Source organism: Limnohabitans sp. 103DPR2, assembly GCF_001412575.1.
GTDB lineage: Bacteria > Pseudomonadota > Gammaproteobacteria > Burkholderiales > Burkholderiaceae_C > Limnohabitans_A.
In genome coordinates this window covers 153,635-180,223 of the sequence record NZ_CP011834.1, presented here as the reverse complement: position 1 = coordinate 180,223, position 26,589 = coordinate 153,635, and the positions used below count along the sequence as shown (strand labels likewise).

At 54.9% G+C, this 26,589-nt stretch carries 24 protein-coding genes; 17 read left to right on the top strand and 7 right to left on the bottom strand.

Going from position 1 to position 26,589, the window contains the following annotated elements:
• Nucleotides 1-157: 157 nt before the first annotated feature.
• Nucleotides 158-457, bottom strand: a complete 300-nt coding sequence (locus tag L103DPR2_RS00755) for a high-potential iron-sulfur protein (RefSeq protein WP_055359307.1) — start codon at nt 455-457, stop codon at nt 158-160.
• 235 nt (nt 458-692) lie between these two features.
• Here L103DPR2_RS00755 and L103DPR2_RS00750 point away from each other — a divergent pair, with 235 nt between their 5' ends.
• The 5 genes from L103DPR2_RS00750 to L103DPR2_RS00730 all read left to right on the top strand — a co-directional run bounded on the left by L103DPR2_RS00750 (nt 693) and on the right by L103DPR2_RS00730 (nt 7,079).
• Nucleotides 693-1,868 carry an MFS transporter gene (locus L103DPR2_RS00750; RefSeq protein WP_055361755.1) on the top strand — a complete coding sequence of 392 codons (1,176 nt, stop codon included), beginning with the start codon at nt 693-695 and terminating at the stop codon, nt 1,866-1,868.
• A gap of 48 nt (nt 1,869-1,916) precedes the next feature.
• The gene (ssb, locus tag L103DPR2_RS00745; protein WP_055359306.1) at nt 1,917-2,408 is read left to right on the top strand and encodes a single-stranded DNA-binding protein; all 492 of its coding nucleotides are present in this window, start codon (nt 1,917-1,919) and stop codon (nt 2,406-2,408) included.
• A 114-nt stretch (nt 2,409-2,522) separates the two neighbouring features.
• Nucleotides 2,523-3,593 carry an efflux RND transporter periplasmic adaptor subunit gene (locus tag L103DPR2_RS00740; protein WP_055359305.1) on the top strand — a complete coding sequence of 357 codons (1,071 nt, stop codon included), beginning with the start codon at nt 2,523-2,525 and terminating at the stop codon, nt 3,591-3,593.
• Nucleotides 3,580-6,855, top strand: a complete 3,276-nt coding sequence (locus L103DPR2_RS00735) for an efflux RND transporter permease subunit (protein WP_055359304.1) — start codon at nt 3,580-3,582, stop codon at nt 6,853-6,855. Before L103DPR2_RS00740 ends, L103DPR2_RS00735 begins: the two co-directional genes overlap by 14 nt.
• Nucleotides 6,852-7,079 (top strand): YgaP family membrane protein, encoded by a 228-nt coding sequence (locus L103DPR2_RS00730; protein WP_055359303.1) that lies wholly within the window; start codon nt 6,852-6,854, stop codon nt 7,077-7,079. The genes L103DPR2_RS00735 and L103DPR2_RS00730 overlap by 4 nt, the downstream gene beginning before the upstream one ends.
• Before the next feature lie 27 nt (nt 7,080-7,106).
• On the opposite strand, the gene L103DPR2_RS00725 is transcribed toward L103DPR2_RS00730, so the two are convergent.
• Nucleotides 7,107-9,203 carry a 4-oxalomesaconate tautomerase gene (locus L103DPR2_RS00725; protein WP_231717656.1) on the bottom strand — a complete coding sequence of 699 codons (2,097 nt, stop codon included), beginning with the start codon at nt 9,201-9,203 and terminating at the stop codon, nt 7,107-7,109.
• Nucleotides 9,161-10,117: a Bug family tripartite tricarboxylate transporter substrate binding protein gene (locus tag L103DPR2_RS00720; RefSeq protein WP_055361753.1), complete on the bottom strand. Its 957-nt coding sequence runs from the start codon at nt 10,115-10,117 to the stop codon at nt 9,161-9,163. The genes L103DPR2_RS00725 and L103DPR2_RS00720 overlap by 43 nt, the downstream gene beginning before the upstream one ends.
• A gap of 105 nt (nt 10,118-10,222) precedes the next feature.
• Between L103DPR2_RS00720 and L103DPR2_RS00715 the strand changes: the two genes are divergently transcribed.
• From L103DPR2_RS00715 to tcuB, 5 genes are all read left to right on the top strand, one after another.
• Nucleotides 10,223-11,134: a LysR family transcriptional regulator gene (locus tag L103DPR2_RS00715; RefSeq protein ID WP_055359302.1), complete on the top strand. Its 912-nt coding sequence runs from the start codon at nt 10,223-10,225 to the stop codon at nt 11,132-11,134.
• A gap of 92 nt (nt 11,135-11,226) precedes the next feature.
• A complete protein-coding gene (locus L103DPR2_RS00710; protein WP_055359301.1) occupies nt 11,227-11,982 on the top strand; it encodes an SDR family NAD(P)-dependent oxidoreductase in 756 nt (251 codons plus the stop codon).
• Between the two features lie 52 nt (nt 11,983-12,034).
• Nucleotides 12,035-13,045 carry a Bug family tripartite tricarboxylate transporter substrate binding protein gene (locus L103DPR2_RS00705; RefSeq protein ID WP_055359300.1) on the top strand — a complete coding sequence of 337 codons (1,011 nt, stop codon included), beginning with the start codon at nt 12,035-12,037 and terminating at the stop codon, nt 13,043-13,045.
• A 28-nt stretch (nt 13,046-13,073) separates the two neighbouring features.
• Nucleotides 13,074-14,564, top strand: coding sequence for an FAD-dependent tricarballylate dehydrogenase TcuA (tcuA, locus tag L103DPR2_RS00700; RefSeq protein ID WP_082466665.1), 1,491 nt, complete (start codon nt 13,074-13,076; stop codon nt 14,562-14,564).
• A gap of 11 nt (nt 14,565-14,575) precedes the next feature.
• Nucleotides 14,576-15,757, top strand: a complete 1,182-nt coding sequence (tcuB, locus tag L103DPR2_RS00695; protein ID WP_055359299.1) for a tricarballylate utilization 4Fe-4S protein TcuB — start codon at nt 14,576-14,578, stop codon at nt 15,755-15,757.
• Nucleotides 15,758-15,763: 6 nt separating this feature from the next.
• Here tcuB and mnmA read toward each other — a convergent pair whose 3' ends face one another.
• Nucleotides 15,764-16,882 (bottom strand): tRNA 2-thiouridine(34) synthase MnmA, encoded by a 1,119-nt coding sequence (gene mnmA, locus L103DPR2_RS00690; RefSeq protein ID WP_055359298.1) that lies wholly within the window; start codon nt 16,880-16,882, stop codon nt 15,764-15,766.
• A gap of 86 nt (nt 16,883-16,968) precedes the next feature.
• Here mnmA and L103DPR2_RS00685 point away from each other — a divergent pair, with 86 nt between their 5' ends.
• The 3 genes from L103DPR2_RS00685 (at nt 16,969) to L103DPR2_RS00675 (ending at nt 20,231) form a co-directional block, all read left to right on the top strand.
• Nucleotides 16,969-17,691: a lytic transglycosylase domain-containing protein gene (locus L103DPR2_RS00685; protein WP_055359297.1), complete on the top strand. Its 723-nt coding sequence runs from the start codon at nt 16,969-16,971 to the stop codon at nt 17,689-17,691.
• 139 nt (nt 17,692-17,830) lie between these two features.
• A complete protein-coding gene (locus tag L103DPR2_RS00680) occupies nt 17,831-19,516 on the top strand; it encodes a long-chain-fatty-acid--CoA ligase (protein WP_055361752.1) in 1,686 nt (561 codons plus the stop codon).
• 13 nt (nt 19,517-19,529) lie between these two features.
• Nucleotides 19,530-20,231 (top strand): 5'-methylthioadenosine/adenosylhomocysteine nucleosidase, encoded by a 702-nt coding sequence (locus tag L103DPR2_RS00675; RefSeq protein WP_082466837.1) that lies wholly within the window; start codon nt 19,530-19,532, stop codon nt 20,229-20,231.
• A gap of 32 nt (nt 20,232-20,263) precedes the next feature.
• Here L103DPR2_RS00675 and corA read toward each other — a convergent pair whose 3' ends face one another.
• The gene (gene corA / locus L103DPR2_RS00670; protein ID WP_055359294.1) at nt 20,264-21,250 is read right to left on the bottom strand and encodes a magnesium/cobalt transporter CorA; all 987 of its coding nucleotides are present in this window, start codon (nt 21,248-21,250) and stop codon (nt 20,264-20,266) included.
• Nucleotides 21,251-21,492: 242 nt separating this feature from the next.
• A complete protein-coding gene (locus L103DPR2_RS00665) occupies nt 21,493-22,770 on the bottom strand; it encodes a patatin-like phospholipase family protein (protein ID WP_055359292.1) in 1,278 nt (425 codons plus the stop codon).
• Nucleotides 22,771-22,808: 38 nt separating this feature from the next.
• On the opposite strand from L103DPR2_RS00665, the gene L103DPR2_RS00660 reads away from it, so the two are divergent.
• From L103DPR2_RS00660 to hprK, 4 genes are all read left to right on the top strand, one after another.
• The gene (locus tag L103DPR2_RS00660) at nt 22,809-24,035 is read left to right on the top strand and encodes an MFS transporter (protein WP_055359290.1); all 1,227 of its coding nucleotides are present in this window, start codon (nt 22,809-22,811) and stop codon (nt 24,033-24,035) included.
• Nucleotides 24,036-24,215: 180 nt separating this feature from the next.
• Nucleotides 24,216-24,545, top strand: a complete 330-nt coding sequence (gene hpf / locus L103DPR2_RS00655) for a ribosome hibernation-promoting factor, HPF/YfiA family (protein ID WP_055359288.1) — start codon at nt 24,216-24,218, stop codon at nt 24,543-24,545.
• Between the two features lie 100 nt (nt 24,546-24,645).
• Nucleotides 24,646-25,107, top strand: a complete 462-nt coding sequence (locus L103DPR2_RS00650; protein ID WP_055359287.1) for a PTS sugar transporter subunit IIA — start codon at nt 24,646-24,648, stop codon at nt 25,105-25,107.
• A 35-nt stretch (nt 25,108-25,142) separates the two neighbouring features.
• Nucleotides 25,143-26,084 carry an HPr(Ser) kinase/phosphatase gene (gene hprK / locus L103DPR2_RS00645; RefSeq protein ID WP_055359286.1) on the top strand — a complete coding sequence of 314 codons (942 nt, stop codon included), beginning with the start codon at nt 25,143-25,145 and terminating at the stop codon, nt 26,082-26,084.
• A 12-nt stretch (nt 26,085-26,096) separates the two neighbouring features.
• On the opposite strand, the gene fur is transcribed toward hprK, so the two are convergent.
• On the bottom strand, nt 26,097-26,519 hold the full coding sequence (fur, locus tag L103DPR2_RS00640; RefSeq protein WP_055359285.1) for a ferric iron uptake transcriptional regulator: 423 nt from the start codon (nt 26,517-26,519) through the stop codon (nt 26,097-26,099).
• Between the last annotated feature and the right edge of the window lie 70 nt (nt 26,520-26,589).

Below are 26,589 nucleotides of genomic sequence, written 5' to 3'. Positions count from 1 at the left end.
AAACAAAACCCTCGATTATCGCCAGTTCAGACCGTCCTGTCTTGATCTGCCAGTCAGCACTCGAAAGGCGGTTTCGTTGGGCAACAAAAAAGCCAGCTGACGCTGGCTTTTTGTGAGCCACCCCTCAAGGTGGCTTGGCGGGCTGAAGGCCCTGAGCTTAGGCCTTTTTGGCGTAGGCAGAGCACCAGCCATTGCCGGCCACTTGCTTGCCTGCAAACAGAGGGCAACCACCCGCTGCGTCGGAAGGTTTGCCTTGGTACAAAGCGCAATTGCTGCATTTTTGGCCAGCAGCGTACTTGGGGTTCTTCACTTTGGAGGCGTCAGCGGCGTAAGCCAATGCTGTAGCCTGTGGGTCTTTTTCGTTGACCATGGCTTGAGCCATGGCTTGGGTAGCTGCCAAGGCTGTACCGCCTAAAGCCACTTGCATCATGAAAACGCGACGATTGGTTTGTTTCATAAAATCTCCAGTGAAGTTGCAAAAAATTAATCCGGACGAATATTAACGTCAAAAATGAATTGTCGTCTCTGTCCTCGGCCAACAACTTGATTGATTTAGTCAAGGAATTGCGTCTGACAGGGAATGCTCCCTGAATCAGGGACAATCAGGGCTCAGAATAACCCTTATGCATGTAACCCCTTCCCCAGTTTCCAACCCGACAGTGACGCCTTCTCACGGCGGTGCTGACGCGCTCATGACCGGCCTTGAAAAGCGTTCTAGCTTCTCTTTGGCGTCCATTTACGCCTTGCGGATGTTGGGCTTGTTTGTGGTGCTGCCCGTTTTTGCCATCGAAGCTGCCAAATACCCTGGCGGGACCGATGCGGCCCTGGTGGGTTTGGCCATGGGCATATATGGACTAACTCAGGGGGCCTTGCAGCTGGTTTTCGGCGCGGCCTCCGATAAATTGGGCCGCAAAAAAGTCATTGTCTTTGGCTTGTTGGTCTATGCCGGCGGCAGTTTTGTTGCCGCCGCCGCCGACTCTTTGTCGGGCCTGATTTTGGGCCGATCCTTGCAGGGTGCAGGGGCTGTCTCTGCGGTAGTCACAGCTTTGTTGGCCGACCAAACACGTGACGTGGTTCGCACCAAGGCCATGGCCTTGATTGGTGCCAGCATTGGTTTGATGTTCGCTTTGTCTCTGATTTTGGCGCCAGCTTTGAACACAGTGGCTGGTTTGCCCGGCTTGTTCACCCTCACAGGCGTGTTGGCCTTGGGCGGGGTGGTGGTGGCCATTTGGTGGGTGCCGCCTGAGCCTCCCCACCAAATTGCAGCACCCAAGGGCAGTTTGAAGGAAGTCCTGACGCATGTGCCCTCCCTTCGCAACAATTTAGGTGTGTTTGTATTGCATGCCGTGATGTTAGCCATGTGGGTGGCTGTGCCGCAAATGTTGGTAGACGCTGGCTTGTCCAAAGAGCACCATTGGTGGGTCTATTTGCCTGCTGTGTCTTTTGGCTTTTTGGTCATGGGCAAAACCCTGTTTCCGCTAGAGCGCAAAGGGTATCTCAGAGCGGTGTTTTTAGCTTCGGCCATGGTCATTGCCTTGGTCATGTTCAGCCTGGCGCTGGTCGCTGGTGGCAAGCCTGATTTAGGGTGCCTTGCCGCTATCTTGTTTGTTTTTTTCTGCGGCTCCAACATTTTGGAGGCCTGCCAGCCCAGCATTGCATCCCGTGCGGCGCCTCCTCATGCCCGAGGTACAGCCATGGGCTTTTACAACACCTTGCAGTCTTTGGGCTTTTTTGCGGGCGGTGCTGCAGGTGGCGCGCTCATGAAAGCAGGCGGCGCGCAGGTTTTATTCGGGGTGTGTGGCCTGGCCACTTTGGTCTGGCTTTTGGTTGCATGGTTCATGGCACCCATTGAGGCACCGGCCCGCTAACAAGCATAATTGCGACTGTTCACTTCAAGAGATTTCAAGGAAATAAACATGGCATCCGTCAACAAAGTCATTCTGATCGGCAACTGTGGCCGTGACCCCGAAATTCGCTACTTGCCTTCTGGCCAGGCCGTGGCCAACATCAGCATTGCCACCACCAGCCGCCGCAAAGACCGCACCTCTGGCGAAACGGTTGAAGACACCCAATGGCACCGCGTCACTTTTTACGACCGCCTGGCCGAGATTGCTGGCGAGTACGTCAAAAAAGGCCGCCCCATTTATGTCGAAGGTCGTTTGAAGTACGGCAAGTACACCGACCAAGCCGGCGTTGAGAAAAACACCGTCGACATCATCGCCACCGAAATGCAATTGCTCGGCGGCCGTGAAGGCATGGGCGGCCCCAGCGGTGGCGACGAAGACGGTGGCGCGCCTGCTCGCCGTCCTTCAGCCGCACCCCGTCCAGCGGCCAGTGCGCCTGCTAGCCGACCCGCCGCCAAGCCTGCCAGTGGTTTTGATGACATGGACGACGACATTCCGTTTTAAGCCGCATTCGCAGCCCTTAAACACCACGAGCCTGTTCTTTGCAACAGGCTTTTTTGTCAGCACTTGTATACCCCATGGGGTATATGATAAGATGACGCTTTCGTTGGAGACGACATGAAAAAGAGCTTTGAAATTTCATCTGGCCTCAAAGGCGCCGTGTTGGCTGTTGGCTTGGTATTGGGTTGCAGCCATGCCTATGCACAGGGCGTGCAAACAGGGCCTGCTGTGAAGGTCATCGCCGCTGGGAAAAAATCAGTTGCCAACATCAACGACATTGACGGCGTGGTGGAAGCGGTGATGCAAAGCACCTTGTCCTCTCAAATTGCGGGTCGCGTGCTCAGCTTGAATGTCAAAGCCGGTGACCGCGTCAAAGCTGGCCAAGTCTTGGCCACGATTGACGACAGAGAAACCCAAACAGGCGTGTTGAGAAGCCAAGCGCAATTGCAGCAAAGTGATGCCGAACTTCGTCAGTTGCAAATCGCTTTAAAGCGTACCCAAGATTTAAAAACACAAGGCTTTGTCAGTTCTGCGGCACTGGACCTGGCCGAGGCGCAATACAAAGCGGCCAAAGCCGGGCGTGACAGTGCGGGTGCAGCAACTGATCAGGCCAAAGTGACGCAGTCTTTTTCAAAAGTAACGGCTCCGTATGACGCATGGGTGTTGGAAACATCGGCACAAGCAGGCGACTTGGCATTGCCCGGCAAACCATTGATGACGGTGTATGCACCGCAACCCCTGCGGGTGGTGATGCAGTGGCCCGCTTCTGAAAAAAACAACCTGCCCAAATTGCAAGACATTCAAATTCAAATGGGCGCTGAAGCCATCAAGCCCGTGGCCATGCAAGTCATGCCCAATGCAGACGGCGTGAGTCAAACCATTGGCATCAAGTTGGATTTGCCGCGCACCGGTGTGGCCCTTCAAGCAGCGCCTGGCATGCAAGTGCGCGTACGCACAGCTGGCACCTCGCAAGCCAAGGGCTTGGTGCCCGCCTCTGCCATCTTGCGACGCGGCGAAATCACGGCCGTGTATGTGGCCCAAGAAAACGGCTTCGCCATGAAACTGGTGCGCATTGGGGCAGACCATGGTAGTGCAGGCGTTGAAATTTGGGCTGGCTTGAAAGAGGGTGAGTTGATTGCCGTGGATGCCATTCAAGCCGGCATGAAAGGCGCACATGTCGCACGATAAACATCAGGATCAGCGGCCTGACCCCAGCAAGTTTGGCTTTGCCGGTCAGCTGGCCGCCAAGTTTCAAAACAACGCACTCACGCCTTTGTTGGCCATCGTGGCGTTGCTGATGGGCTTGTTTGCCGTGATGGTCACACCCCGTGAAGAAGAGCCGCAAATCAATGTGACCATGGCCAATGTGCTGATTCCGTTTCCCGGCGCGAGCAGTGAAGACGTGCAAAGCAAAGTGGCCCGACCTGCCGAACAAGTGCTTGGACAAATTGCCGGCATTGAACACACTTATTCGGTGTCGCGTCCGGGCATGGCCGTGCTCACGGTGCAATTCAAAGTGGGTGTTCCGCGCACAGAAGCTTTGGTGCGTTTGTATGACGTGCTGAATGCCAATCAAAACTGGTTGCCGCGTGACCTGGGCACCTTGGCGCCCATCGTCAAACCCAAAGGCATCGACGATGTGCCGGTGTTGGCGGTCACTCTGTGGGGCAAAGATGCACCGTCAGCGCTAGAGCTTGAGCGTGTGGCTCGCAGTTTGGAGATGGATTTGAAGCAGGTGAAGGGCACACGTGAAGTGCAAACCATCGGCGGCCCAGGCCGAGCCGTTCAAGTGAACTTGAACCCGACACGCATGCGTGAGCGAGGTTTGGACATGCGCAGTGTGCAAAGCGCCTTGGCGGGTGCCAACGTGGGCGCACTATCGGGGTATGTGATGAACCCCGATCAATCAGCTGGCCAACGCATCCACATTGAAACGGGTTACTTTTTTGAGTCGGCCCAAGACGTTGCCGATGTGGTGGTGGGTGTGCACGCAGGCAAACCCATCTATTTGAAAGAAGTGGCGCAAATTGAAGAAGGTGCGCAGCAAGCCCAGCAATTTGTGAGCTACATGCCGGGCGCTTCACAGGCCGATTTGAAGGGTCAGATGTACCCCGCTGTCACGATGACTGTGACCAAGAAGCCGGGTGAAAATGCGGTCGATGTGGCGCGTGCTGCTCGTGCACGTGTTGAGCAAATGCGCAACACCGTATTGCCCCAAGGCATTGAAGCCACCATCACACGCGACTACGGCGAAACCGCTGCAGAAAAAGCCAACAAGCTGATTCAGAAGTTGGCCTTTGCCACCGCCTCGGTGATTTTGTTGGTGGGTTTGGCACTGGGCAAACGGGAAGCCATCATTGTGGGCGGCGCAGTCATTTTGACCTTGACCGCCACTTTGTTTGCCAGCTGGGCATGGGGCTTCACCCTGAATCGGGTGAGCTTGTTTGCCTTGATTTTCTCCATCGGCATTTTGGTCGACGATGCCATTGTGGTGGTGGAAAACATTCACCGCCATCAACAGCTGTACCCCAACAAGTCATTGAAAGACATCATTCCAGCGGCGGTGGACGAAGTGGGTGGCCCCACCATCTTGGCCACGCTCACGGTGATCGCCGCCCTGCTGCCCATGGCTTTTGTGTCGGGCCTCATGGGCCCCTACATGAGTCCCATTCCCATCAACGCCAGTTTAGGCATGGCGCTGTCTTTGTTGATTGCCTTCACAGTCACGCCATGGTTGGCCCTGAAGTGGATGAAGTCACACCATGGCCGTCACCACCATGAAGCCGCACACACAACTTTGCATGCCCCTGTCACAGGCTTTGCCGCGCGCTTGCCAGATTTGTTTGGTCGCATCTTGCGCCCCTTCTTGAACAGCAGCCGTCAACGCTGGAAGCTCTTGGGCGGCATTGTGTTGGCCATGTTCTTGTCGGTGGGTTTGGCTGGCATGCAGTGGGTCATCATGAAGATGCTGCCCTTTGACAACAAGAGCGAATTCCAAGTGGTGGTCGACATGCCTGCTGGCACGCCCTTGGAAAACACCGCCGCTGCATTGCAAGACTTGGGCGCCTATTTGTCGCAGCAAAAAGAAGTGTTGGACGTGCAAACCTATGCGGGTACCGCCAGCCCCATCACCTTCAACGGTTTGGTTCGCCAATACTATTTGCGTGCCGATGCCGAGCAAGGTGACTTGCAAGTCAATTTGGTCGACAAACACCAACGCTCAGAAAAGAGCCATGCCATTGCACAGCGCTTGCGTCCTGCTTTGGAAAAAATTGCAGCCGAACATGGTGCCAACATCAAGGTGGTTGAAGTACCACCCGGCCCGCCCGTGCTCAGTCCCCTCGTGGCTGAAATCTATGGTCCCGATGAAGCGGGTCGTCAGGCCTTGGCGGCCCATGTGGCAAAAATCTTTGCGCAATCGCCTGGCATTGTGGGTGTGGACACCTCACTGAAAGCAGATGCACCTCGGCAATGGTTGCAAGTGCGCAGACAGCGCGCCGAAACCCTGGGCATCTCTGGTGGTGCCATTGCTCAAACGGTGCAAGGTGCACTGCAAGGTGTCGATGCCACATACTTGCACGATGGCATCAGCAAAATGCCTGTGCCTGTCAGGTTGCAGTTGCCGATTCAATCACAAGTAGGTTTGAAAGATCTGTTGGCCTTGCCCCTGCGTGCCGCCAATGGTCAGCTGGTGCCTTTGTCTGAATTGGTGGAAGTCAAATCGGGCGTGATTCAAAAGCCGCTGTTCACCAAAGACTTGCTGCCCGTGAGCTATGTCATGGGTGACATGGCAGGCTCACAAGACTCGCCTTTGTATGGTTTGTTTGGCATTCGTTCTCATCTCAAGGATGCCGCACTGCCAGGTCAAGGTGCATTGGGCGAGTACTGGACGCAGCAGCCTAGCGACTCCTACCGTGAGTACGCCATCAAATGGGATGGTGAATCGCAAATCACGTACGAAACATTCCGTGACATGGGTGCAGCCTATGGCGTCGGTTTGATTCTGATTTATCTCTTGGTGGTGGCGCAGTTCAAGAGCTACCTCACCCCCTTGGTGATCATGGCGCCCATTCCGCTCACCCTGATCGGTGTGATGCCAGGTCACGCTTTACTCAACGCTCAGTTCACTGCAACCAGCATGATTGGCATGATTGCCTTGGCCGGCATCATCGTGCGCAACTCCATCTTGTTGGTGGACTTTATTGAGCTGCAAGTGGCGCAGGGCATGGCCTTCAAAGAAGCCGTCATTCAATCGGCCGCAGTGCGCGCCCAGCCCATTGTGCTCACCGGCTTGGCCGCCATGATTGGTGCGTTTTTTATTCTGGACGACCCCATCTTCAATGGCTTGGCGGTGTCCCTCATCTTTGGCATTTTGGTGTCCACCTTGCTCACCTTGGTGGTGATTCCTGTGCTCTATTTTTCATTGTTCCAACCGAAGGAGTCTGTATGACTGTTGAACGCTACATCCGCATCATTGCTGGTTTATTTATCTTGACCTCACTGGCCCTGGGCATTGAGGGGAGCCCGCTGTTTGTCAGCTCGTGGGCCTTGGCCTTTACAGCTTTTGTGGGCGCTAACTTGTTTCAGTTTGGTTTCAGCAATGTGTGTCCGATGGGCTGGATTTTGCGCAAGTTGGGCGTGCCTGATGCCGCCCCTTGTTCCGCTTCAGAGTAAAGCGACAACAAGAAGCGGTTTGAAAACTCAGGCTTCCGCTGTCTCAACTTGACTGTGTGTCGACAAGCCCGTGCTGGCAATGACTTTTCGCCATCGTTGAATTTCAGTCTGCACATGTCGTGAGAGTTGTTGCGGTGTACCTGGCTTCACCTGCGCACCATCTTGCGCCATTCGGGCCCGCACTTCAGGATCGTTCAGCACTTCATTCAGTGTTTGATTGATCTTGTCCACAATCTCAGGTGAGGTGCCGCTTGGGGCAAACAAGGCGTACCACTGCGTCAGGTCGAAATCGTCCAAGCCCCATTCTGACAAAGTAGGAATGTCTGGCCATTCTGTGAGACGCTTGGGTGTGGCAATGGCCAGTGCTTTGACCTTGCCACTCTTTAGGTAAGGCAAGGCACTGAACAAACTAGGAAACATCCATTGGGCTTGGCCGCGCACCAAGGCGTTGATGGCTGGCGCTGCGCCTGCATGGTGTTCACCCGCAGTCAAGCTTGAGCCTTCAACTGACAGTGTTCTGCGAAGCATTTCCGCGGCCAAGTGCGGAATGGTGCCTTCGCCTGCGGAGGCATAGTTCAAGGGCTTGTCAGTGGTCCTCATCAGGTCCATGAAGTCTTGAAAATTCCGAACAGGCAAGGCCGCATTCACTATCAGCAGTGTGGGCGAGTAACCGACCATGCCGACAGGTGCAAAGTCTTGCTCAGGGTTGTAGCGCAGCGATTGCATCACCGGGTTGATGCCATGCGTTGCGATGTAGCCAAACATCAGTGTGTGACCATCGGGCTGAGAAGCCGCAACATACTCTGCGGCCACGCTGCCGTTAGCGCCTGTTCGGTTGTCCACGCTCACCACATTGCCCAACAAGGGGCCAATTTTGCGCGTGATGATGCGCGCCATGGTGTCGTTACCGCCCCCAGCACTGGTGGGCACAATGATTTTGACCTCGTGCTGTGGGTAATGGTCTGCCAATTTCTGTGCTTCAATTTTTTCTGAGCTTGGACTTGGAAACACGTACTGCGGCAAATGCAATTCGCCTTGCATGATTTTTCGAGCAGTTCGGACCAAGGCTGCACGCACCACATTGAGGTTGACGCCTTCGCCTGTGAGTTCAACGTCCAAATCAATTTGTCCTTGCGGGTGCACCACTGACAATGGATGCCGGCCTGCTTTGCGCGTGATGCCACTGGCCACAGTGCCGGGCATGGCAAAAGCGGTCACCACGCCAATGGCCCCTGTGACCGCGTGTGACATGTGGCATTTGTGCGGCGTGAAATATCTGGAAACAATGCTGTCAGCTTGATCCCCCTCACTCACCAAGACAGGTTTGGGAATCACGCTGTTTGTGACATCGCCCAAGCCCATGCGCCGCCCCATTTCAAGTCGGAGTTTTTCAATGCGCTCTAAGAGGGGGCGGTTGGCGTCCAATTCAGCAGGACGTTCCCGCCCCGTCACGCCCATGTCTTTCGCACGCACAATCATCAAAGGCATGGCGGCATCAATGCAAGTGATTTCTAAGCCATCGACAACATCAATGCGATTGCCTGTTGGGAAAACTTTGCCAGTCACTGCGCCCCAGGCGTCCAAGAAATTCAGCAAGATGGGTGCAGCGGTACCAGCAACACCGTCAATGCGTGCGTCGCCTTCGTAAGTGACTTTGCGACCTGGCGTGCAAACCGTTGACTCAATGGTTGCGCCCGTGTTGACGTTGTGAATGCGAACGGTGGTGGTGCCTTCTTGCGCTTCAATCAGTCCTTGCTCAATTGCAAAGGGTGCGACGCCGGCCAACATGTTGCCGCAATTAGGCCGTGTGTCGACAGACTGGTGACCTACGCCAACTTGCGCAAACAAATAATCCAAGTCACAGCCGGGCTTTTGGGAAGGAGAGACGATGGCGACTTTGCTGTTCAAAGTGCTGCCTCCGCCCAGTCCATCCAGTTGCAAAGGATCGGAGGCGCCAATCGCGCCAATCAAGGCTTGATCGCGTTCAGCATCCTTGTCTGGTAGCCATTCACGAAGAAAGAAAGGCCCACGAGACGTTCCTGCGCGCATCAACACGCATGGGATGTTGCGATGGGTCATCATCAATCCGCTTGCAATTTGGCGCGTTGAACGACGCTTCGCCATTTGGCCAGATCTTTTTTAACCAAATCACCCAGCTGCTCGGGGGTGCCCGACTCAACGTCGGCACCATGGCCTTCCAAACGTTTGATGATTTCAGGATCGGCCAGCGCTTTGTTCAAGCTTTGATTCAGTTTGGCAATGGTTTCTTTGGGCGTTTTAGCGGGTGCAAAAAAACCGTACCACTGTTCTACATCGACGCCGTCAATGCCCTGCTCTTTCAGAGTGGGAACGTTAGGCAAGACACTTGAGCGTTTCGCGCCCGCAATGGCCAGGCCGTTGAGTTTGCCTGATTTGATGTAAGGCAAGGCTGTAAAAAGACTGGGGAACATCAATTGGGTTTGACCTCCAATGGTGTCTGTAATGGCTGGTGCTGAGCCTTTGTAGGGCACATGCAGGGGTTGCGTTTGGGTGGTCAGTTTGAACAACTCTGCCGTGAAGTGGGGTGCTGTGCCATTGCCAGCAGAGGCAAAGCTGTAAGCGTCAGGCTTGTCCTTAAGTAACTTGACCAATTCCTTGACATCTTTGGCCTTCACTGTGGGGTTGACGACCAAAACTGTGGGGGAGTAACCGACCAGGCCCACTGGCTCAAAGTCTTTGATGGGGTCGTAACGCAATTTTTGCAAGGCAGGGTTCATGCCGTGCGTCGCAATGTAACCAAACATCAAGGTGTTGCCGTCGGGTGCTGCGCGTGCAACGTACTCGGCCGCCAAAGCGCCGTTGGCGCCTGCTTTGTTTTCCACAATCACGGTTCGACCCAGCAGCACACTCATTTTTTGTCCAACCGTGCGTGCCATGGCATCGTTGCCACCGCCGGCCGCTGTCGGAACGACGATGGTGATCGGTTTGTCGGTTTGAGCCCAAACGGCCATTGCAGGCAGCAAACAGATTGCTGCGATCCATTTTTTAATTGTCATCATGTGAGGTCCTTGGTGGCGCTGAATGCAAACACTGCTCAGCGAATGACCCCGATCTTCGCGAAAAAAATTGTTTTGTTGAAGTGCAATTTTTAATATGATTGATGCATGAAACGCATCAATTTCGATTTGCAGCAATTGCAAGCCTTCATCGCTGTGGCCGAACGCGGCAGCTTTCGCTCAGCTGCCGATCACATCCATTTGTCGCCCCCTGCGCTCAGCCGACGGATTGAAAAGTTGGAGTCCATCATCGGAACTCGCTTGTTCAATCGCACCACGCGGGAAGTGGAGTTGACCAGTTTGGGTCGGGTTTTTCTAGACCGGGCACGCTCGGCCATTGATGACCTTGAATCGGCCATGCTGGGTATTTCTGACATTGCGGCCACCCGAAGTGGTCGCGTGACGGTTGCCTGTGTGCCTTCTGCTGCACTTTATTTTTTGCCACAGGTTATTCGCAGTTTTTCTGCCAAATACCCGTCCATCCGCATTCGTGTAATTGACGAGTCGATGAACCAGACTTTGCAAAGTGTTTTAACGGGTGAATCAGATTTCGGCATCGGCTTCATGAGCAATCTCATGCCAGAAATCACGTTTGAAGCCATTCACAGCGATCCATTTGTCTTGGCGATGAGAAGGGACCATCCGCTGGCCAAGCAAAAAACCATCAGCTGGTCGGCGATCGAGGGAGAACAACTGATTTCTGTTTCTCGCAGCAGCGGCAACCGTCAATTGTTGGACGATGCCATGACCAAATCGGGCATGCACCCCGACTTTGCCTTTGAGGTCAGTCACATTGGTACTTTGTTGGGCATGGTAGAGGCTGGCCTTGGCTTGGCAGCGGTGCCACGCATGGCCCTGCCCGTGAACCATGCCGCTGTGATTGGCCTTCCCTTACGGCAGCCCACTATTTCTAGAAGTTTGGGTCTGTTGCGCAAGCAAGGCGCTGCGTTGCGACCCGCCGCAGCCATGTTCCATGAGCATTTATCATCTGCACTGCGCAGAAAAAAACAATTGGCCTAGGCTTATTGCTGCCAAGCAGCTTGAACATTTTCAAAATTAGGTAAGCTTGCAACGCTTTTTATCCACCAACTTTCAATCGACGGAATCTCATCATGGATTTGCAACTCAAGAACAAAACAGCACTGGTCACGGGCGCCAGTGTGGGCATTGGCCGCGGTATTGCGAAAGCATTGGCTGCCGAAGGTGTGAGGGTTGCCATCTCTGCAAGGCGCAAAGAAAAGTTGGAGGAATTGGCGCAAGAAATTGTGGCCTCTGGTGGCTTGCCGCCAGTGATCATTGAATCGGACTTGTATGCTGCAGACGCCGCTGCCCAACTCACATCAGCTGCCATTCAAGGCTTGGGCCATGTCGACATTTTGGTCAACAACGCTGGCGGTTCACGCAGCTTCAAAGATTTGCATGTGAGTGAAGAGGCGTGGCAAGAAGCCATCACTTTGAACTTTCACCGCCCCCGCCAAGTAGCCGATGCCTTGATCGATCAAATGATTGCACGCAAATGGGGCCGCATCATCAACATCACAGGCAAGAGCGAACCCGATCACGTGAATGGTGCTTTCTGTGCCAAAGCGGGTATTCACAGTTGGGCCAAAGGCTTGTCGCGCATGGTGGGACCCCACGGCATCACCGTGAACTGCATACCGCCTGGCCGCATTCACTCCGAACAAATTTTCCGCAACTACACCCCTGAATACCGTCAGTGGCAATGCGAAAACGAAATTCCCATGGGCCGCTATGGCGAACCTGAAGACATGGCCAACTTGGTGACCTTCTTGTCGTCACCCTTGGCCAGCTACATCACAGGTGCCGTGATTCCTGTGGACGGTGGTTTGCGCCGCTATCAGTTCTAAAAGGCAAATAACGCAAGATGTGACTAAACTGTTTGCATCAAAGGAGACACACATGACACAAGAAAAAACTTACAACCGCCGCGAAGTCGGTGCCTTGGCGATGGGCGCTGCATTGGCAACGGGTGGTTTAGGCCTGGCAACATCCAGTGCCCAAGCGCAAAGCAATTGGCCCAGCAAAGCCATTCGCTTTGTAGTGCCCTTTGCCCCTGGCGGCACCAGCGAAATTGTGGCGCGCTCCGTGGCGGCCGAGCTCACCAAGCAATTGGGTGTCAGTGTCTATGTTGAGAACAAACCCGGCGGTGCCGGCGTCACGGCCATGGTGGACGTGTCCAAGGCTGCACCCGATGGACACACCATCATCTTGGGTCACGTGGGCACCTTGGCGGTCAATCCGTACATGCTGAAAAACCAACCCTACGACGTCAACAAAGACTTCATGCCGGTCACATTGCTGGCCAAAGTGCCCAATGTGTTTGTGATTCACCCCGATGTGCCCGCCAAAAACTTCAAAGAGTTTGTGGCCTATGCCAAGAAAAACCCAGGTCAACTCAATTATGGTTCTGCTGGCAATGCCAGCGCAGGTCATTTGGCCATGGAGTATTTGAAGTTGGTGACCGGCATGTACATCACGCACATTCCTTACCGCGGCACGGGCCCTCAGTTGACGGATTTGTTGGCCGGCCGCACACAAGCTTCTTCTGCGGGCATGCCCGCATTGGGTGCGCACATTCGCAGCGGCAAATTGCGCGCCATTGCGGTGGGTACGCAGCAGCGCATTCTTGCATTGCCCGATGTGCCCACAGTGGCTGAGTTGGGCTTTAAGGATTTCGAAACCTCACAGTGGTACGGCATCATGGCCCCCGCTGGCACACCGCCTGAGATTGTGAAGCGCTTGCAAGAGGAGTCTTACAAAGCGCTCAAATCAAGTGCAGTCACAGAACGCTTCGCGACTGACAACGCGGTGGGCGGTGGCGGCCCTGCGACGGAATTTGCCGCTTTCATTAAAAATGAGCAGCGCATTTGGAGCGACATCGTTAAACGCGCAGACATCAAGGCCGATTGATGTCATTGCAAGCTAAGTTGGAGTTGGCATGAGTTTGGATGTCTTGGTCATTGGTGGTGGAAACGCTGCGTTGAGTGCGGCGTTGATGGCCAGAGAAGCTGGCGCCAGTGTCATGGTGCTCGAATCTGCGCCGCGTGAATGGCGTGGTGGCAACTCGATGCACACACGCAATTTGCGCTGTATGCACGATGCACCGCAAGATGTGTTGGTCGAAGCCTACCCAGAAGAAGAGTTTTGGCAAGACTTGCTCAAAGTGACTGGCGGCCTCACCGACGAGCACATGGCGCGATTGGCCATTCGCCACTCCCACCATTGCCGCCCTTGGATGGTCAAGCATGGTGTGCGCTTTCAGCCCTCTTTGTCGGGTGCCTTGCACACAGCGCGAACCAATGCGTTTTTCATGGGTGGTGGCAAAGCGCTGATCAATGCGTATTACCGCAGCGCCGAAAAACTCGGGATTCAAATTCACTACAACGCTGAAGTCAACGAACTCGAGTTGGAAAACGGTGTCTTCAAAGCCGCGTTGGTGAAGCACAAGTCACCCCAAGGCGAGGTCTTGCGCACCGAGCGCATCACGGCCAAAGCTTGTGTCATGGCGGCGGGTGGTTTTGAATCCAATATTCCTTGGCTGAAAGAGGCATGGGGTCAAAACGCGCAAGGCGAATTTCCGGCGGACAACTTCCTCATTCGCGGCACCAAATTCAACCAGGGCACTTTGCTCAAGCATTTGCTTGACAAAGGTGCTGACCAAATTGGCGATCCCACACAAGCCCACATGGTGGCCATTGATGCGCGTGCGCCTTTGTACGACGGCGGCATTTGTACCCGAATCGATTGCGTTTCCTTGGGTGTGGTGGTGAACAAGAATGCCGAACGCTTCTACGACGAAGGCGAAGATTTTTGGCCCAAGCGTTATGCCATTTGGGGCCGCTTGGTGGCGCAGCAACCTGGTCAAGTTGGTTACTCCATCACGGATGCCAAAGCCGTAGGCCGCTTCATGCCGCCCGTGTTTGAAGGCACTGTGGCGCAAACACTGCCCGATTTGGCGCAGAAGTTGGGCTTGAATGTTGACACCTTCATGGCCACCTTGAATGCCTACAACCAAGCTTGCGTGCCCGGTCATTTTGACCACACCGTGCTGGACGATTGCCATACCGAAGGCGTGACGCCGGCCAAAACACACTGGGCCTTGCCGCTCGATACCGCACCTTTTTATGCGTATCCCGTCAAACCTGGCGTCACTTTCACGTACCTTGGTTTGAAGACCGACGAGACCACCGCTGTCAGGTTTCAAGACCAAGCCAGCCCCAACTTGTTTGTGGCGGGTGAGATGATGGCCGGAAACGTATTGGGCAAGGGCTATACCGCCGGTGTGGGCATGACCATTGGCACCGCTTTTGGACGCATCTCCGGTGAACAGGCTGCGCGTGCTGCCTTGGGTACACCCGCTTCAGTGCCCACCTTGGCACAGCGTGTCATGCAAGGCACTGCCGACTTAGACACTTTCGTGTCTGCATGAGAAGAACAACAATGCAAACACTTCAGCAATTGACACAAGAAGCACAAGCTTTGGCGCGTGGCGAAATCGTTTTAACGGGTTCTGAAAAAGAGGTTGCCCGTCAACTTCAAATTTGCAATGGCTGCCGTTATTGCGAAGGCTTCTGTGCGGTATTTCCGGCCATGACGCGGCGCTTGGAATTTGGCAAAGCCGACATTCATTACTTGGCCAATTTGTGCCACAACTGCGGCGCGTGTCTGCACGCCTGTCAGTACGCACCGCCACATGAATTTGCCATCAATGTGCCCAAGGCCATGGCCACTGTGCGCGGACAAACCTATGCCGATTACGCCTGGCCGCCAGCGCTTGGCAAGCTTTACCAACGCAATGGTTTGACACTGTCTTTGGCCCTGGCTGCCAGTTTGACTTTGTTCATGTTGCTGGCGTTGCAAAGCAATGGCACCTTGTGGGGTCCGTTGGTGCAAAACGGCCAACAAGGTTTCTACGCCATCTTTCCGCACAACCTCATGGTGAGTTTGTTTGCGCCTGTTTTCTTGTGGGCTGTGTTTGCGCTGGGCATGGGCGTGCGCAAGTTTTGGAAAGATGTGACCCCTGCCACCAGTGGCGCGCCTTTGAGTACACCTGCAGCAGCCGAGGCCACGCACGATGCGCTGAAGTTGAAGTACTTGGGCGGTGGCCATGGCGATGGTTGCAACAACGAAGACGACGCCTTCACCTTGGCGCGCAAACGCACGCACCACCTCACGTTTTACGGGTTCATGTTGTGCTTTGCTGCGACCAGTGTGGCCACCCTGTACCACTATGCTTTTGGCTGGCCAGCGCCTTACGATTTCACCAGCCTGCCCAAATTCTTGGGCACCATCGGCGGCATTTCTTTGGCGCTTGGCACCTTGGGCTTGTGGCGTCTTAATTTGGCACGCGACCCCAACCACGGCGATGTCCAACAACGCCCGATGGACCGTGGCTTCATTGCTTTGTTGTTCTTGATCAGTGTCACAGGTTTGGCCTTGATGCTGTCCAGAAACACCGCCGCCATGCCTTCATTGTTGGCACTGCATTTGGGCTTGGTGATGGCCTTGTTTTTGACTTTGCCTTACGGCAAATTTGCACACGGCATTTTCAGAACGGCGTCGTTGCTGCGTTTCTCTGTGGAGAAACGTCAGCCTAGCAAATTGGCGCTGGGCAGCGACTGAGTTTGTTCAGGCCAGCGTAGTGGCGGCGTTGATCACGCCTCCGCCCAAGCACACTTCGCCGTCGTACAGCACTGCACTTTGTCCGGGCGTCACAGCCCATTGGTGCTCATCAAAGGCCAGTGAAAATTCGGCCACTTGCGAAGACGTCAAGTGACAAGCGGCATCCGCTTGGCGATAGCGTGTCTTGGCGGCGTAGCGTCCTGCAACGGGTGCAGTGCCTGCGCACCAACTGGCATCGGCCGCATCCAACTGCGGCGACAAGAGCCATGGATGGTCATGCCCTTGCACCACCCACAAAATATTCTTCACCATGTCTTTGCGCGCCACAAACCAAGGCGTGTGTTCACCGCCGCCGCGCTGCGCGCCTTTTTCTTTGATGCCGCCAATCCCTAAACCTTGGCGTTGACCCAGCGTGTAAAAACTCAAGCCCACATGTTTGCCGATGGTGCGACCCGTTGGATCTTTAATAGGACCTGGCTCTTTCGAAATATAGCGATTTAAAAACTCACGAAAAGGTCGTTCGCCAATAAAGCAAATGCCCGTCGAGTCTTTTTTCTTGGCATTGGGCAAGCCAATCTCTTCCGCAATTTGGCGCACTTGCGTTTTAAGTAACTCGCCCACAGGGAACAAAGTTTTGGACAACTGCGCTTGGTTCAAGCGGTGCAAAAAGTAGCTTTGGTCTTTGCTGTTGTCCAGTCCTTTGAGCAATTCATGTAAGCCCGTGGCTTCGTTCAATCGCACACGCGCATAGTGTCCCGTTGCAATTTTTTCGGCCCCCACGTGCATGGCGTGGTCTAAAAAGGATTTGAACTTGATCTCGGCATTGCACAGGATGTCGGGATTGGGCGTGCGGCCTGCTTGGTATTCGCGCAAAAATTCGGCAAACACACGGTCTTTGTAGTCAGCGGCAAAATTGACATGCTCAATTTCAATGCCCACCACGTCGGCCACGGCTGCGGCATCGACAAAGTCGATGTTGGACGAGCAAAACTCGCTGTCGTCATCGTCTTCCCAGTTTTTCATGAAAATGCCGACCACTTCGTGGCCTTGCTTTTTCAACAAATGGGCGGTGACGGCGGAGTCGACGCCGCCAGACAATCCCACAACGATACGGTGATGCTTCATGGCTTCAATTATCTCTTGATCAACCCCCTGGCGATGAAGAATCTATACTTGGGCGAATCATGAACCCGCCAAGCAGCCCGACCGCCATGCACAAACTGCGAGTGGCCATCAGCACTTTTGTGCGCGATGTGGCCCGCGGCGTGCTGACGCTGACCCACAGTGGGTTGGCCATGTTGGGCTTGGTTTTGGTGGTGGGGCTGGGTGGCGCCGTCTTTCGCCCCGATTTGCTCAGTCAAGCCGAAACCTCGGTCTATGCGTTTCTGCGTGAGCGTCAATTGAGTTTGTGGTGGGAGCCTCAAAATACGGCCGATCGCGCCACAGCGACCGATTTGAAAGACATCCCCAGCAGGCAAGCTGCGGTGGCAGCCTGGCTGGCCAAGAAATACAAGGTGGCGCCTGAGCCCATTGCCGCCTTGGTGTCGGAGGCTTATGCGCTGTCTGAAACCTCACGTTTAAAACCCCACCTGATTTTGGCGGTCATGGCCATCGAGTCGAGCTTTCACCCCTATGTGCAAAGCCAGGCCGGCGCGCAAGGTCTGATGCAAGTCATGACCGAGATCCATGCCCAAAAATACCAAAAGTACGGTGGCAAACTGGCCGCTTTCGATCCATTGACCAACATGCGCGTAGGCGTGGCGGTCTTGCAAGAGTACATTCGACTCAAAAGTGGCTCGGTCGAGCAAGGCTTGCTGTTCTATTTGGGCGGTGACAGCATCCAGGGCGAAACCGATTACGTCGCCAAAGTCTTGGCCGAACAGGCCAGGCTAGACCAAGTCGCCGCAGGCATCAAAGTCAGCACTCAGCCCTGAACCGACTGTTGGCCTGGCATTCTCTGACCTTGTAAGTGGATTTAAACCCCTTGCATCGCTTTTCGTGTGATATCAAGCACAATACAGAATCTTGTAAGTTTTGTAAGTTTTCAGAAGACATGATAAAAGCGACCCCATGATGAATGCAGCGCGCGTTTGGTTAGACAGTTACCCTGAGGGCGTACCGACTGACATAGACGCTTCTCAGTACGATTCATTGGTGGGCTTGATGGCAGACAGCTTTGCCAAATATGCCGACCGCACCGCCTACAGTTACATGGGGCAAGACATCAGTTATGCGCAGACCGATGTCGAAAGCCAAGCACTGGCGGCCTATTTCCAATCCTTGGGTTTAGAAAAAGGCGACCGCGTGGCCATCATGATGCCCAACGTGCCGCAATACCCGGTGGCTGTGGCCGCCATCTTGCGTGCCGGCTTGGTGGTGGTCAACGTCAATCCGCTGTACACCCCCCGTGAACTTGAGCACCAACTCAAAGACTCTGGCGCCAAAGCCATCGTCATCATTGAAAACTTTGCCATCACCTTGCAGAAGTGCATTGCAGAAACGCAAGTCAAACATGTGGTGCTGTGCGCCATGGGCGATATGCTCAGCTGGCCCAAAGGCGCCTTGGTGAACTTTGTGGTTCGCAATGTCAAAAACTTGGTGCCCAGTTTTGACTTACCGGGCGCCGTCAAATTCAATCAAGCCGTGCGTCGCGGCAAGGATGCTTCGTTTGTTAAACCGGTGGTCAAAAGCGATGACATCGCGGTGTTGCAATACACCGGCGGCACCACCGGTGTGTCAAAAGGGGCCGTGCTTTTGCATCGCAACGTGATTGCCAACTTGTTGCAATCGGAGGCGTGGAACGATCCCGTCATGAAGCGTGTGCCGGCCAACGAGCAGCCCACCTCGGTGTGCGCACTACCGCTGTATCACATCTTCGCTTTCACTGTGAACATGATGCTGGGCTTGCGCACGGGCGGCAAAAACATTTTGATTCCCAATCCTCGCGATTTACCAGCGGTGTTGAAAGAGTTGTCTCAGCACACCTTCCACAGTTTTCCGGCGGTCAACACCTTGTTCAATGGGCTGGCCAATCACCCCGACTTTGGCAAAGTGAACTGGTCCAATTTGAAGGTGTCGGTGGGCGGCGGTATGGCTGTCACCAGCGCAGTGGCTGCGCTGTGGCTTGAGAAAACAGGTTGCCCCATTTGCGAAGGTTATGGCTTGTCAGAGACCAGCCCGTCGGCCAGCTGTAATCCCACCACCAGCACCCAATTCACCGGCACCATTGGCGTGCCCTTGCCCAGCACCTTCATGAAGTTGTTGGACGATGAAGGCAACGAAGTGACAGAGCTAGGCCAACCTGGTGAAATTGCCATCAAGGGCCCGCAAGTGATGGCCGGCTATTGGCAGCGCCCCGATGAAACAGCACGTTGCATGACAGCCGATGGTTATTTCAAATCGGGTGACATTGGCATTCGCGATGCCAAAGGCTTTTTCAAAATTGTGGACCGCAAAAAAGACATGATTTTGGTCAGTGGCTTCAACGTGTACCCCAACGATGTTGAAGAAACCGTGTCCTTGTGCCCCGGTGTGCTTGAATGTGCCGCGGTCGGTGTGCCCGACGAGAAGACGGGCGAAGCCGTCAAATTGGTCATTGTCAAAAAAGACCCCAAGCTCACTGAAGATCAAGTGCGCGTTTATTGCCGCGCCAACATGACCGGCTACAAACAGCCTAAAGTGATCGAGTTCAAAACTGAGCTGCCCAAAACCGCAGTTGGAAAAATTCTGCGACGTGAGTTGCGCGATGCCCCTAAGTGACAGTGTGCCGCGCATGGCCCTGATTGGGGCCATGCAGGAAGAGTTGTCGGCCGTGCTGGCACTGATGCCAGATGCAAGTTGCCAAACTGTGGCCGGGCGTCAATTTTGGCAAGGCCATTTGCACGGTCATGCGGTGGTGGCGGTGTTGTCTGGCATTGGCAAAGTGGCGGCGGCCATCACGGCCACCGTGCTGATTGAAAAGTTCCAAGTCAATAGAATTTTGTTCACCGGTGTGGCCGGTGGTTTGGCGTCACATGTGAAAGTAGGTGATGTGGTCGTTGGCAAAGAATTGCTTCAACACGACATGGACGCCTCACCCTTGTTTCCTCCATACGAAGTGCCCTTGTTGGGACGCGCAAGATTTCAGACTGACGATGTCATGACGCAGTGCTTGATTGAAAGTGCAGCGCTGGCCTTGCCCCACGCTCAAGTGCACACGGGCCTCATCATCAGTGGCGATCAGTTTGTCTCAAGTGCATCTGAAAGCCAACGCTTGCAATCTCACATCCCTGATGCATTGGCGGTTGAGATGGAGGGTGCCGCACTGGCGCAGGTTTGCCATGCGTACGGCATTCCGATGGCTGTGGTGCGAACTTTGTCAGATCGCGCAGATGACGATGCACACACGGACTTCGTCCAGTTCGTGAAGGCTGTGGCCAGTCCCTTCAGCGCGGCCATTGTGTCGGCGTTTTTAAAGCGATTGCCCACAGCGTGATGCGCCGCCATTTGACGGCGAATCCCATGCGTTTACTTCAACCAACCGCGTCTGCGGAAATACCACATCGGCACCACCGCACTGGCCACCATCAGGCAAAGCGCATACGGATAGCCCCAGGTTTGCGACAGCTCAGGCATGTACTGAAAGTTCATGCCGTACAAGCTGGCAATGAGTGTTGGCGGCAGCAAAGCCACGCTGGCCACCGAGAAGATCTTGATGATCTTGTTCTGGTTGATGTTGATGAAACCGACGGTGGCGTCCATCAAGAAGTTGATCTTTTCAAACAAGAACTCGGTGTGTGAGTCGAGCGAGTCGATGTCGCGCAAAATTTGACGCGCTTCTTCAAACTGTTCGGCATTCAGCATCTTGCTTCGCATCATGAAGCTCACCGCACGGCGGGTGTCCATCACATTGCGGCGAATGCGGCCATTCAAATCTTCTTGTCGCGCAATGGCGCCCAGCACTTCGCCGGCCATGGCGTCGGTCACGTCGCCTGACAGCACCAGCTTGCCGGCAATTTCCAATTTGTCGTAAATGTTTTCTAGCGTGTCGGCGGAGTACTCGGCGTCGGCGTCAAACAACTTCAGCAACACTTCTTTGGCGTCTTCCAACAAGCCCGGTGCACGGCGCGCGCGCAAACGCAGCAAACGAAACACGGGCACGTCTTCGTCGTGAATGGAAAACAAGACGCCGCGGCTGCGCAAGTCGGCATTGTGTTGGTTCAAGATGAACGCACAACGCACGGTGCGAGGTTCGTCTTCGTCGGCAATCAAAAAGTCAGAGCGAATGTGTAACTCGCCGTTGTCTTCTTCGTAAAAGCGCGCAGACTCCTCAATGTCCTCGTCCATCGCATCTTCTGGAATGGACAGGCCATAGTATTGTTTGATCCAGCGTTTTTCTTCAACGGTGGGTGACTCCAGGTCCACCCAAATAGGCTGGAACTTGGACAACTCTTCCAGAGATTCAATCTCTTCTTGGACGAGGCGGCCGTTGGCCAATGTGAAAATGTTGAGCATGGCAGATCTCCTTCAGCCCCCAAAAAAACGGGGAGCCAGGTGTTCGATAAGGCGGCAGTGTGATGAAGCAGCTTTCGAACGACTGGCAGGGCTGCAGAGCGCTAAAGTGGCGCTAGGTGCAGCGAAGAGACCATTTCATTCGAAAGCTACCAACTAGGGTGGCTTTCCACGGAGCAAACTCCAAAATAATGATGGGTGCGATTATGGCACCGCATCGTCGGCAATGAAACCCTGGTCTTGGTTTAGTCGGCAAAAAAAGCCAGAAGCTCTTCTTTTCGCTGCATCACATCGTGTGCGCCCAAGGCCATCAAGGCGCGTAAGAAGCCAGGCTCAAACAGCAAGTAACTGGAGAGCGATGCACCCGAGCCTTTCAAGGCTCCCAAGCCTTCTAAGACTCGGCGCACGGGGCGAGGCAGTTCGTGCACATGGGCCTGTGCCAAGGCATCCAAGGAAGCGCTGGGTTGCAGTGCCAGCACCTCCACTTCATGAAATGGCAAAGATTGCGCCAAGGCGGGGCTGTGATGGTCACTTAAATGGTGCTTGAGTTGCTGGATGCTTTGGTTCACGCGTTGCACCTGCTCCACATCGGCCAGCAAGGTGTCGTTGAAGACGCTGGCCATGGCGTGCCCTGCAATGTTGCCGAGGCTGGGGCGCCGACTGGCCGTGGGGCTTTCATGGGCTTGACCCAGGCGCCCGCGTTGGGGTTGCCCCACCCCAATGGCCAATATTTTGTTGGCGCCCAAGTGAACGGCGGGCGACAAAGGTGAGCTTTGCCGCATCGAGCCATCGCCAAAGTATTCCATGTTGCCATCGACCCAAAGGGGTGTGGCCGGAAACAAAAAAGGGATGGCACTGGACGCCATCAGGTGTTCGATGGTGATGTCTTGCAGTTCAGCGCGGCGACCCGGCCGGCTCCAAGCCGTGGGTTCAATTTGCGCGTGGGTCTGGCAAAAGGTCCAGTGCACACCTGTGGTGTAACTGGAGGCCGTCACGGCCAAGGCTTTCAAATGGCCGCTGTCCAAAGCTTGTGCAATGTTGTTCAGTGCAATGCGGCGATGCAGGGTGTCGACCAAGGGCATGCTGTCCAATGCGGCACCTTGCCGCCTCACCGACAAGGAAACGCCTAAGGCGGTGGCCCATCGGCTGAACTTGGCCAATGGTGTGTCGGGCAGGTGGTACACCAAGTGCGAATGCAGACCATGCCAGAACTCACCCAAGCCATTCAAGGCGTCCAGCCCATCTATGGCGCGACTGGCCAGGTACGTGGCATTCAATGCACCGGCGGAGGTGCCGACCAAAATTTGAAAAGGAAAACGTGTTGCACCCGCTTTCAGGGCCGAGGCAGAAGGCCCTGACGTTTGCTCAGCAGCCAACAATTGGGCCAAGGCCTGCAAGGCCCCTGCTTGATAAGCCGTGCGTGCGCCGCCGCCCATGAGCACCAAGCTGCGCGTTGAATTTGGAGGGCTGTGTTGCGATGGCCCACCCAAAGGGGCATTGCGTGTCAAGTCATTCAAATGCATGGTCGAATGATAGAGTCAGTGGTTCAGGAACACCATAGATGACGACACTTTTGACGCCCCAACGAGAGCGCTGGCTCTTGCTGACTTTGGCCAGCATCCAATTTACCAGCGTGCTCGACTTCATGATCATGATGCCACTGGGGCCCCAACTGACGCAGTTGTTTGGCATTTCGGCGGGTCAATTTGGCTTCTTGGTGTCTGCCTATACCTTCTCAGCGGGTTTGTCCGGATTTTTGGCCTCCACCTACATTGACCGCTTGGGCCGCAAGCGCATGATGCTGACCTTCTACCCCTTGTTTGGCCTTGCCGCCTTGGCTTGCAGCTTGGCACCTTCCTTTGGTTGGTTGATGGTGGCGCGAGTGGCATCTGGTTTCTTTGGCGGCGTATTAATGGCTTTGTCGCAAACCATTGTGGCCGAGGTGATTCCATTCGAAAGACGCGGCCGGGCCATGGGCGTGGTCATGACATCTTTCTCGGTGGCCACGGTGGCCGGTGTGCCTCTGGCCTTGTTCTTGGTGTCGCACTTCAATTGGCATGCGCCCTTTGTGGCCATCGCCATCATGGTCGCTGTGGTGGCCACAGTGGCTAGTCAAATTTTGCCCAGTCTCAAAGGCCATTTGCAAACGCACGCTGATGGCAACGCATTGCGTGTGATCTTGGCCAATTTGCGGGCAGTGGTGGTTGACCCCAATCACTTGCGCGCCTTTGCCATGTCCGCCAGCATGGTGTTTGCCGGATTCGCCGTCATCCCCTACATCACTTTGTATTTGCAGGCCAATGCAGGCTTTCAGGCTGAGCAAATCCCTTATGTCTACTTGTTTGGGGGCATCAGCACCTTGGCCACGGCACGCTGGATTGGCCACTGGTCAGATCGCGCAGGCAAGGCCTATGCCTTTCGCCGCTTGGCTTTGCTGATGCCTTTGCCTTTGTTGGGCATGACCCTGTCTGCCGAACTGCCGACAGCGGGCGTTTTGGTGGTCTCGTCGATCTTGTTTGTCGTGATGAGCGGTCGCATGATTCCGGGCATGGCGCTGATCGGCGCATCTGCTGACCCGCAAAGGCGTGGCAGTTTCATGACCTTGAACTCCGCGGTGCAATCTCTGGCCATGGGCAGCGCAGCCTTGGTGGGCGGCCTGATCTTGGGCCGAGACGGCAACGGTCAACTGACCCATTATTGGGTGGCGGCTTTGGTGGGGGGAAGTGCCAGTGTGTTGAGCTTTGTGCTCTCGTCTAAGCTGCGCCTGCATGGGACCACGGCGCCTTAGGGTTTGGCTTCAAGATGGGAATCTATCAGCTTTTTGGCTGAAAAACCGAACTCCCGACCAAGTTCGAGGGCTTAGCCCCGCTGGCTTGCTTTTCTGAAAGGTGGGGCGCATAGTGGCTTCACCCCACCCCCTTTTGCAGGGTGGTGGTTGTTCAACAAAGAGAGCATCAGGAGGCTATTTATGAATCTCACGATCAGCGGTCATCATCTTGAAGTGACACCCGCCTTGCGAACATATGTGACGGGTAAATTGGACCGCATCACGCGACATTTTGACCAAGTGGTTGATGTCAAAGTCTTGCTCACTGTTGAAAAGCAAAAAGAAAAGGAAAAACGCCAGCGCGCTGAATGCAATATTCATGTGAAAGGCAACGATCTGTTTGCAGAAAGTGCCCACGAAGACTTGTATGCCGCAGTCGATGAGCTGGTCGACAAATTAGACCGCCAAGTGATGAAGCACAAAGACCGCATCACGGACCATCATCACAGCGCACCCAAGCGCATGATGTGAAATTTCATTGCCATTTCCTTTAGCTGGGCCCTGCCGCACCTTCATCGGTGCGGTTTTTTTTCGTCGGTCCCTTGCCAAGGGTGCATAATCCGCCCTCGATATGAACAGACTTGCAGCCATCCTCCCTGTTGAACAAGTGCTGGTTGGCGTTGATGCCACCAGCAAGAAGCGTGCTTTTGAAGAGGCGGGCTTGTTGTTCGAGAATTTGCATGGTCTGTCGCGAGCGCTGGTCACCGACAGTTTGTTTGCACGCGAGCGCTTGGGCTCCACAGGCCTCGGCCATGGCGTGGCCATTCCGCATGGCCGGATCAAGGGTCTCAAAGCCCCCATGGCCGCTGTGTTTCAGCTGGCCCAGTCCATTGGCTTTGATGCCCCCGACGAGCAGCCCGTGAAGCTGCTGATCTTTTTGTTGGTGCCTGAAGCGGCCACCCAAAAGCATTTGGAAATTTTGTCTGAAATTGCCGAGTTGCTGAGCAATGGCAGTTTGCGCGATGGTTTGCTAGGCAGTCCCAGCGCAGATGCCTTGCACAGCCTCATTGCCCGCTGGTCTCCTGCCAGCTAAGGCGCCCCTGAAGTTCTTAACAAGACGAGGTTGCGATGAAGCCTACCGCTGTCAGCGCTGATGCGCTGTTTGAAGACCACCGAGGCAAACTCAAGTGGCAGTGGATTGCAGGCTTGGGTGCTTCAGAGCGTCGCTTCGATGAAGTGGCCGTGCGCGCTGCGCGTTCGGGCGCCGACTTGGTGGGTTACCTGAACTACATCCATCCTTACCGCGTGCAAATTTTGGGTGAACGCGAAGTGGCCTATTTGACGCGTGGCACGGAAGAGGATTGCGTCCGCCGGGTGTCGCGCATTGTGACCCTCGAGCCACCGGTCTTGGTGCTCGCCGATGGCCAAACGGCGCCTGAAGCTTTGTACCGCGTTTGCGAACGAGCCCAAATACCGATGTTTGCCACACCCGAGTCGTCGGCTTTTGTGATCGATGTGCTGCGGGCGTATTTGTCCAAACACTTTGCCGATCGCACCACCATGCACGGCGTGTTCATGGACATTTTGGGCCTGGGCGTGCTGATCACAGGCGAGTCAGGCTTGGGCAAAAGCGAGTTGGGTTTGGAGTTGATTTCGCGTGGCAATGGCTTGGTGGCCGATGACGCGGTCGATTTGTTCCGCATCAACCAAACCACCATTGAAGCCCGATGCCCAGAGTTGCTGCAGAACTTGTTAGAAGTTCGCGGCATTGGTCTGCTCGACATTCGCGGTATTTTTGGCGAAACCGCAGTGCGCCGAAAAATGCGCTTGAAACTCATCGTGCACTTGGTCCGCCGTGAAAACTTTGAACGTGATTACGAGCGCATTCCCACAGAACCACTCACCCAAGACGTGTTGGGCATTCCCGTTCGCAAGGTGGTGATTCAGGTGGTGGCCGGTCGCAACATTGCGGTGTTGGTGGAGGCTGCAGTGCGCAACACCATTTTGCAAATGCGCGGCATTGACACCTACCAAGACTTCATGGCGCGGCAACGCGCCGCCATGGGCTAAAGCCCTTGCGTGCTAGCCTCGTTCACGATGGGGGCAGGGGTTGCGCGTGCAATGGGCATACAAGCTCAGGGCATGGTCGGCAATGACAAAGCCTTTCGCCAAGGCCACATCGTGCTGGCGCTTTTCAATTTCGGCATCGTAAAACTCTTCCACTTTGCCGCAGTCTAGGCAGACCATGTGGTCGTGGTGCTGACCTTCGTTCAACTCGTAGACCGCCTTGCCGCTTTCAAAGTGGTTGCGGCTGAGCAGGCCCGCTTGTTCAAACTGTGTCAGGACCCGGTAGACGGTGGCCAAGCCAATGTCGGCATTGTCCTTGAGCAACTGCTTGTACACATCCTCGGCGGTCATGTGCCGCTGCATGCCCTTTTGGAAGATTTCCAAAATTTTCTGCCGGGGCACGGTGGCTTTCAAGCCTGTACTTTTGAGTTCGTCCATGTCTTTTCGGTTGCAATTGAAAGTGAGAGGGGATTGGCCCGGGCAAATGTGCCAGAGCCAGATGCTACCG